The 7676-nt window shown below is 68.0% G+C and carries 7 protein-coding genes; 1 reads left to right on the plus strand and 6 read right to left on the minus strand.

All coding sequences use genetic code 11. From position 1 onward, the window contains the following. Window positions 1-224 precede the first annotated feature (224 nt). The 5 genes from trpD to ctaE form a co-directional block, all read right to left on the minus strand. Window positions 225-1289, minus strand: a complete 1065-nt coding sequence (gene trpD, locus ACWF94_RS27145; protein WP_453493790.1) for an anthranilate phosphoribosyltransferase — start codon at window positions 1287-1289, stop codon at window positions 225-227. Window positions 1290-1416: 127 nt separating this feature from the next. Further along, window positions 1417-3054 carry a cytochrome bc1 complex cytochrome b subunit gene (gene qcrB, locus ACWF94_RS27150; RefSeq protein ID WP_453493793.1) on the minus strand — a complete coding sequence of 546 codons (1638 nt, stop codon included), beginning with the start codon at window positions 3052-3054 and terminating at the stop codon, window positions 1417-1419. After that, a complete protein-coding gene (qcrA, locus tag ACWF94_RS27155) occupies window positions 3051-4133 on the minus strand; it encodes a cytochrome bc1 complex Rieske iron-sulfur subunit (protein ID WP_453493796.1) in 1083 nt (360 codons plus the stop codon). The genes qcrB and qcrA overlap by 4 nt, the downstream gene beginning before the upstream one ends. After that, entirely contained in the window at window positions 4130-4942 is an 813-nt protein-coding gene (gene qcrC / locus ACWF94_RS27160) for a cytochrome bc1 complex diheme cytochrome c subunit (protein ID WP_453493798.1), read from the minus strand. The genes qcrA and qcrC overlap by 4 nt, the downstream gene beginning before the upstream one ends. Window positions 4943-5018: 76 nt before the next feature. Beyond that, window positions 5019-5636 (minus strand): aa3-type cytochrome oxidase subunit III, encoded by a 618-nt coding sequence (gene ctaE, locus ACWF94_RS27165; protein WP_453493801.1) that lies wholly within the window; start codon window positions 5634-5636, stop codon window positions 5019-5021. 226 nt (window positions 5637-5862) lie between these two features. Here ctaE and ACWF94_RS27170 point away from each other — a divergent pair, with 226 nt between their 5' ends. Continuing rightward, window positions 5863-6273 carry a hypothetical protein gene (locus tag ACWF94_RS27170; protein WP_453493804.1) on the plus strand — a complete coding sequence of 137 codons (411 nt, stop codon included), beginning with the start codon at window positions 5863-5865 and terminating at the stop codon, window positions 6271-6273. Between the two features lie 98 nt (window positions 6274-6371). Here ACWF94_RS27170 and ACWF94_RS27175 read toward each other — a convergent pair whose 3' ends face one another. Further along, a complete protein-coding gene (locus ACWF94_RS27175) occupies window positions 6372-7619 on the minus strand; it encodes an Ig-like domain-containing protein (protein ID WP_453493807.1) in 1248 nt (415 codons plus the stop codon). Window positions 7620-7676: the final 57 nt, after the last annotated feature.

Below are 7676 nucleotides of genomic sequence, written 5' to 3' on the forward strand. Positions count from 1 at the left end.
ACGAGGCTGATTTTCCGGACCCGGGTGCGCACAATAAGCCCGTTGGGGTCCCCCCGGACGAAGCCTGGGGGAGTTTGAGGACACGCCCGGAGGGCGTGCCGCTCCACGGAGGGTGCGCTTCCGGACGCACCGGCGGGACTCGCATACCCCGGACCCGGACCGGACCGGACCGCAACCCGGTTCGGGTCGGGACCCGGGACAGCCCGCCCACCCCGCCGGAGGCGCTACGCGTGGCTCGCGGCCACCCAGCGCTCCAGTACCGCCGCCGCCGCCCCCGAGTCGATGGACTCGGCCGCGCGCGCGATACCCGCCGCGAGCTGGTCGTTGAGGGGGGCGTCGGCCGGGGTGAGGGCGACCAGGGCGGCGGCGGCGTTGAGGAGGACCGCGTCCCGCACCGGGCCGGGGTCGCCGCTCAGGACGCGGCGGGCGACGTCGGCGTTGAAGGAGGCGTCGGCGCCGCGCAGGGCCGCCACCGGGACCACCTCGATGCCGAGGTCGCGGGGGTCGAAGGACTCCTCGGTGACCGAGCCGTCCCGTACCACCCAGACCCGGGACGTCGCCGTCGTCGTCAGCTCGTCGAGACCGTCGTCCCCGCGGAAGACCAGCGCGGAGGAGCCGCGCCGCGCGAGCACCCCGGCCAGGATGGGGGCCATCACGGGGTCGGCGACCCCGGTGGCCTGGGCCTTCACCCGCGCCGGGTTGGTCACGGGCCCCAGGAAGTTGAACAACGTACGGATGCCCAGTTCCTTGCGCGCCGCCGCCACGTGCCGCAGCGCCGGATGGAACTTCACCGCGAAGCAGAAGGTGATCCCCGCCTCCTCCGCGACCTCCGCGACACGGCGCGGGGACAGCTCCAGATTGACGCCCAGCTTCTCCAGGACATCGGAGGCGCCCGACGCGCTGGACGCGGCCCGGCTGCCGTGCTTGACGACCTTCGCCCCCGTACCGGCGACGACGATCGCGGACATGGTGGAGATGTTCACCGTCTTCGCGCCGTCGCCGCCCGTGCCGACGATGTCGACGGTCGCGCCGGGCACCTCGATCAGATTGGCGTGCGCGTACATGGTCCGGACGAGACCGGAGAACTCCTCGACGGTCACGCCCTTGGCCCGCAGGGCGACCGCGAACCCGGCGATCTGCGCGTTCGTCGCCTCGCCGCTGAGGATGCGGTCCATCGCCCACGCGGTGGCGTCCGCGCTCTGGTCGTGGTTGTCGAGGAGGGAGTTCAGCACGCCGGGCCAGGAGAGGTCCGCCACGCTGTCGCCGCCTGCCGGGGTCACAACGTTCATGGTCCGCTCCAGGGTCCACGGGCGAATGGGATGCCTCCCACCCTATCCAGCCCCGGGGACGGCGAAGAGCCCCGTCCGGTCATTGGACGGGGCTCCCGCTGTGGCGAACTTCGCGAGGTGGGGACGGTCAGTGGTGGCCGTCGCCGCTGGTGATCTCCTTGTACTCCTCGCCGGTCGGCTTGGGGATCTGGTTCCCCTCGCCGTAGTAGCTCTTGCTGAGCCTGGCCCGGAGCTTCTCGGCCGGGCCGACCTTCCGCTTCACCCCGTGCTCGTCGACGGCGGGGCCGATCTCCGCGGGCTTGTACTGCTCGTGCGCGGTGAGCTTGTACAGGTCGCCCTGGCTGAGCGGCTCATGGACCTCGACGAACTCACCGTGCGGCAGGCGCTTGATGATGCCGGACTCGCGTCCGTGCAGCACCTTGTCCCGGTCGCGGCGCTGGAGGCCGAGACAGATCCGTTTGGTGATGATGAAGGCGAGGACCGGTCCGGCGAAGAAGAAGATCCGGACGAACCATGTGATCGCGTTGATCGACAGATTGAAGTGCGTGGCCACGATGTCGTTGCCGCCGCCCAACAGCATGATGAAGTACGCGAACAGCCAGGCCACACCGAAGGCGGTGCGCGTCGGGGCGTTGCGCGGGCGGTCCAGGATGTGGTGCTCGCGCTTGTCCCCGGTGACCCAGGACTCGATGAACGGGTAGGCCGCGATCGCGCCCAGCACCAGCGGGAAGACCACCAGCGGGATGAACACACCCAGGGCGAGCGTATGACCCCAGGCGTTGATCTCCCAGCCAGGCATCACTCGGATCAGGCCCTCGGCGAAGCCCATGTACCAGTCGGGTTGCGCGCCCGTGGAGACCTGGTCGATCCGATAGGGGCCCAGCGCCCAGATCGGGTTGAGGGTCGCGACGGCGGCGACCACCGCGATGATGCCGAAGACCAGGAAGAAGAAGCCGCCCGCCTTGGCCATGTAGACCGGCATCAGCGGCATGCCGACGACGTTCTTGTTGGTCCGGCCGGGGCCGGGGTACTGGGTGTGCTTGTGGTACACGACGAGGATCAGATGGCCCACCAGCAGTCCGAGCATGATGCCCGGCAGCAGCAGGATGTGGATCGAGTAGAACCTGGGCACGAAGTCGTGGCCCGGGAACTCCCCGCCGAAGAGGAACATCGAGATGTACGTACCGACGATCGGCACGGACAGGATCGCGCCCTGCACGAAGCGGACACCGGTGCCGGAGAGCAGGTCGTCCGGGAGCGAGTAACCGGTGAACCCGGTGAACATGCCGAGGACGAGCAGCAGGAAGCCGAACAGCCAGTTGACCTCGCGCGGCTTGCGGAACGCGCCCGTGAAGAAGACGCGCATCATGTGGACCATCATCGCCGCGACGAAGATCAGGGCGGCCCAGTGGTGGATCTGCCGGATAAGCAGACCGCCGCGGACGTCGAAGCTGATGTCCAGCGTCGAGGCGTACGCCTCCGACATCCGGACGCCCTGGAGCGGGACGTAACTGCCCTCGTAGACGATCTCGCCCATGGAGGGGTTGAAGAACAGCGTCAGATACACACCCGTGAGGATGATGATGATGAAGCTGTAGAGGCAGATCTCACCGAGCATGAAGGACCAGTGGTCCGGGAAGATCTTGCGCATATTGGCCTTGGCCAGGGAGTAGATCCCGAGCCGGCCGTCCGCCCAGTCCGCGACCCGCTCACCGGCGGGTGCCTTGCGCGCGGTGGTCTTGTTCTCGGTCGTAGTAGTACTCATCCGCGCTCCCAGAAGGATGCACCGACAGGCTCCGCGAAGTCGCCGAGCGCCTCAAGGTTGCCCTCGGCGTTCACTCCGATCCGCAGCTGCGGAAGGGGGTGACCTGCGGGGCCGAAGATGACCTTGGCACCGTCGGAGAGGTCGAAGGTGGATTGGTGACACGGGCAGAGCACGTGGTGCGTCTGCTGCTCGTACAGGCTGATCGGGCAGCCGACGTGGGTGCAGATCTTGGAGAACGCCACGATGCCGTCGTGCGACCACTCCAGCTCGCGCTTGTCCTTGATGTCGTCGGGACGGATCCGGACGATCATCAGGGCGGCCTTGCCGATCTCCTTCTGGAAATCGTGGCTGTCCATCTCCAGGCCCTCGGGCATGGCGAAGACGAGCGAGCCCACCGAGATGTCCTCGGGGCGCAGCGGCTCCTGCGTGTTCATGTTGATGAGCTGCTTGCCCTTGGCCCACAGGGTCTCGCGCAGCTTCCTCTCGGGCAGCGGACCGAGGTCGCGCAGCAGCACCACACCGGAGAGCGGCACCAGGGCCATCGCGCCGAACATGGTGTTGCGGATCAGCTTGCGCCGGCCGAAGCCGGACTCCTCGTTGCCCGCGGCGAGGTCCGCCACCACCTTGGCCTTGACCTCGGGGGTCGCCTCGATGGGGTGGCGCTCGTCGGCGATCTCCACATCGGACATCAGGGTGCGGGCCCAGTGGACCGCGCCCGCGCCGATGAAGAAGAGGGCGCCGCCGAGCGTCCAGCCCAGCGAGAAGTTCAGCGCGCTCACCCGGCCGAAGGGCCAGATGTAGACGAGCTTGTCGACCGGGAAGATCACAAAGCAGGCGATGAACGCGATCGTCGACAGCATCGACAGCACGAACAGAAAGGCGACGGTGCGCTCGGAGCGCTTCGCTGCCCGCTCGTCGATGTCCTGGATGCGCGGCTTGTGGGCCGGCAGCCCCGGGTCGTGGAAGGGATCGTCGTCCGCCCGCTGGGCGACGGCGGTGGCCGTCCCGTGCCCTCCCGCGCCGTGCGCGGTGGCCTGCTCGTCCGGCAGGTTCTCTTCTGGAATGTCTTGGCTACTCATGACTTCTTGGCCTTAGCGGTGTGGGCCGCGACCCAGACGGCAGCTGCGATCAACGCACCCAGACCGAAGATCCAGGCGAAGAGGCCCTCACTCACGGGGCCGAGACCACCCAGCGACAGACCGCCGGGGCTGGATGCCTTGTCGGGATCGTTCATGGTCTCGACATACGCGATGATGTCCTGCTTCTCCTTCTCCGGGAGGATTCCGTCGGGGAAGGACGGCATGTTCTGCGGGCCGGTCTGCATGGCCTCGTAGATATGCTTGGCGCTCGCGCCCTCCACGGTGGGGGCGTACTTGCCGTCGGTCAGCGCGCCTCCCTTGCCGGTGAAGTTGTGGCACTGCGCGCAGTTGGTCCGGAACAGGTCGCCGCCCTTGGCGGCGTCCGCGCCCCGGGGGCTGTACTGCTTCTCGGTGGGCGTGATCGGACCGGCGCCGAGCGAGGCGACGTAAGCGGCGATCTGGTCGATCTCGTGCTGCTTGTAGATGACCTTCTTCTTCGGCACCTGGGCGCCCGGCTGCTGCGCGGGCATCCGCCCGGTGCCTACCTGGAAGTCGACGGCAGCGGAGCCGACACCCACCAGGCTCGGGCCGTCAGTAGTGCCCTGACCGCCGGTTCCGTGGCAAGTGGCACAGCCGACGGTGTAGAGCTTCTTGCCCTCCTCGATGGCGAGGGACTGGGAGGTTTCATCGGCCTGTGCCTTGTCCGCGGGCGCGAACGCGGCATACAGCCCCCCGGTGGCCGCCAGCGCGAGAAGTAGGACGACGACCGCCGCCAGCGGATGGCGTCGTCGTGCGGAGAGCTTTTTCACGGATTACCCCGGTGTCAGGATTTTCTGCGTCGATGCTTCTGGACTGTGACTGCTTCGGGCGGCTGCGCCCGCGCCGTTACTTGATCATGTAGATCGTGGCGAAGAGGCCGATCCAGACGACATCGACGAAGTGCCAGTAGTAGGACACGACGATGGCGGCGGTTGCCTGCTCATGGGTGAATCTCCTGGCCGCGTACGTCCGGCCCAGGACCAGCAGGAAGGCGATCAGGCCACCCGTCACATGCAGTCCGTGGAAGCCGGTGGTCAGGTAGAACACCGAGCCGTACGGATCCGACGAGAGAGACATCCCGTGCTGGACCAGCTCGGTGTACTCGTACACCTGACCGCCGACGAAGACCGCACCCATGATGAAGGTGATCACGAACCAGGTGCGGAGCTTCTTCACATCACCGCGCTCGGCTGCGAATACGCCGAGCTGGCAGGTGAGGGAGGAGAGCACCAGGATCGTGGTGTTGGTCGCCGAGAACGGAAAGTTCAGAAGGTCGGCTCTCTCGGCCCAGAAGTCGGCACCCGTTACCGATCGCAGGGTGAAGTACATCGCGAAGAGGGCCGCGAAGAACATCAGCTCGGAACTCAACCAGATGATGGTTCCGACGCTGGTGAGGTTCGGCCGATTGACCGACGGGTGCGCGTGCCCGGTTTCTACTGTCGTTGCTGTCGCCACGACCGACATTATGTCGGTCGCTTATCCCGCCCTCACTCCGGGGGGTGCCGTTCGGTGTGTCAGTGGCCCCTGTCCTGCCCGAACGGCCCATCGGAGGGGCGGCGGCGGGTGGGGGAACCGCTGTTTCCCCGGAGTTGGAGCGAGTACGATCCGGCCCATCGGGTCCCTGATCCGCCGATCGCCCACCGACACCCACCGACGTCCAACGACGCACATCCAACGCCGCGGAGGAACGATGCAGCCGACCGCCACCGTGCTGGTCTACAGCGATGACGCCAACACCCGTGAACAGGTGCGGCTGGCCGCCGGACGCAGGCCCGCGGCCGATGTCCCGCCGGTCGAGTTCTTCGAGTGCGCGACCCTGCCCGCCGTGCTGACACGGCTGGAGCAGGGCGGCATCGACGTCTGTGTGCTGGACGGCGAGACCGTGCCCGCCGGCGGTATGGGGGTGTGCCGGCAGATCAAGGACGAGATCTTCGACTGCCCGCCCGTGCTGCTGCTGATCGGCCGCCCGCAGGACGCCTGGCTGGCCACCTGGAGCCGCGCGGAGGCGGCGGTGACCCTTCCGGTGGAGCCGGTCGAGTTCGCCGCAGCGCTGGCCTCGCTGCTGCGGGAACGGCTGTCCATCGAGCCCAGGGTGGCCTGACCGCCCGCCGGGATTCGGGGTGTCGCGGGCGGTCGCGGGCGGACCTGCGGTGTACCGCCGCGGGCCGGGCGCCCTCGTGGGAGCTTTCACGCCGTTTCCTAGACCTGGGGACGCAGCCGTGCCGCATCGGCGGGATCGCTGCCGTCCCTGGTCCCGGCCACCAGGGCGCTGCCCTTGCGCCACTCGTCCCAGGACAGATTCCAGTCACCGAAGCCATTGCCGAACGGGTCCATCTCGTCGCCGTAGCTGTTGACGACCTGGACGATGTCGCCCTCGCGGACGGTCTCGTAGAACCACGCCGCGTTGCCGGTGGACATTCCGGTGCAGCCGTGGCTGACGTTCGCGTATCCATGTGAGCCGACCGACCAGGGCGCGGCGTGGACGTACTCGCCGCTCCAGGTCACCCGGGTGGCGTAGTAGACGGGCAGGTCGTAGCCCTCCGAGCCGTAGATGCCGACGCTGGTGCCGCGCATCCGGACGAAGTACTCCTTGCCGAGCACCACCTTGACGCCGTTGCGGGTGGAGAAGCCGGGCTTGCCGGTGGTCACCGGAATGGTGTTGATCACTTCGCCGTTGCGCTTGACCGTCATCTGGTGGGACGAGGCGTCGGTGATGGCCTCGACCCGGTCGCCGATGGTGAGGTTGAGCGGCTTGGAGGCGCCACCGTGGAGCTGGTGGGAGATCTTCACGCCCTGGAGGTTGCTGGCGGCGGTGACGGTGGCGCCGGCGGGCCAGTAGTCCTTGGGCCTGAAGTGGAGGTTCTTGTCGTCGACCCAGTGCCAGGCGCCGTCCGCCGAGGGCTTGGAGTCGACCTTGAGCGCGCGTTCGACGACCGCTCGGGCCGCCTTGTCCTTGACCGGCAGGCTCAGTTCCGCGGTGATGGGCTGGCCGACGCCGTAGGTGCCCTTCTCCGGGCCGAAGCCGACGGTCAGCAGCCGCTTGGCCGGGGAGGTCTCAAAGGTGAGCGTACGGGTGCCCGGGGAGCCCTCGGAGTCCTCCGTGGCGACCCTGGCGGTGTACTTGGCGCCTGCCGACAGGGCGCCGGTGGAGCGCCAGCGGCTGCCGTCCGCGGAGAGTTCGCCCGCGAGATGGTGGCCCGAGTCGTCGACGACCGTCACATCGGTGATCCGGCCGTCGTCTCCCTTGACGGTCACCTCAAGAGGCTTGTCCGGATCGGCCTTACGGCGGTCCCCGGGCGTGTTGAACGCGATCTGCTCGGCCGCGTCGAACGGCTTCGTGGAGAGCGGATGGGTGTCGGAATCGCCGCACGCGGTCGCGACCGCTCCCAGGGTGAGGACCAGCAGTGTGCAGCGGAACGCGGTGCTGAAGCGGGGCGTGTGGTTCATAAGCACACGGTATGAAGACCGGTCCGCAACGGCGCGCTGAGTGACTCCAAACGGGCG

It is taken from the genome of Streptomyces sp. NPDC055078 (assembly GCF_053607985.1).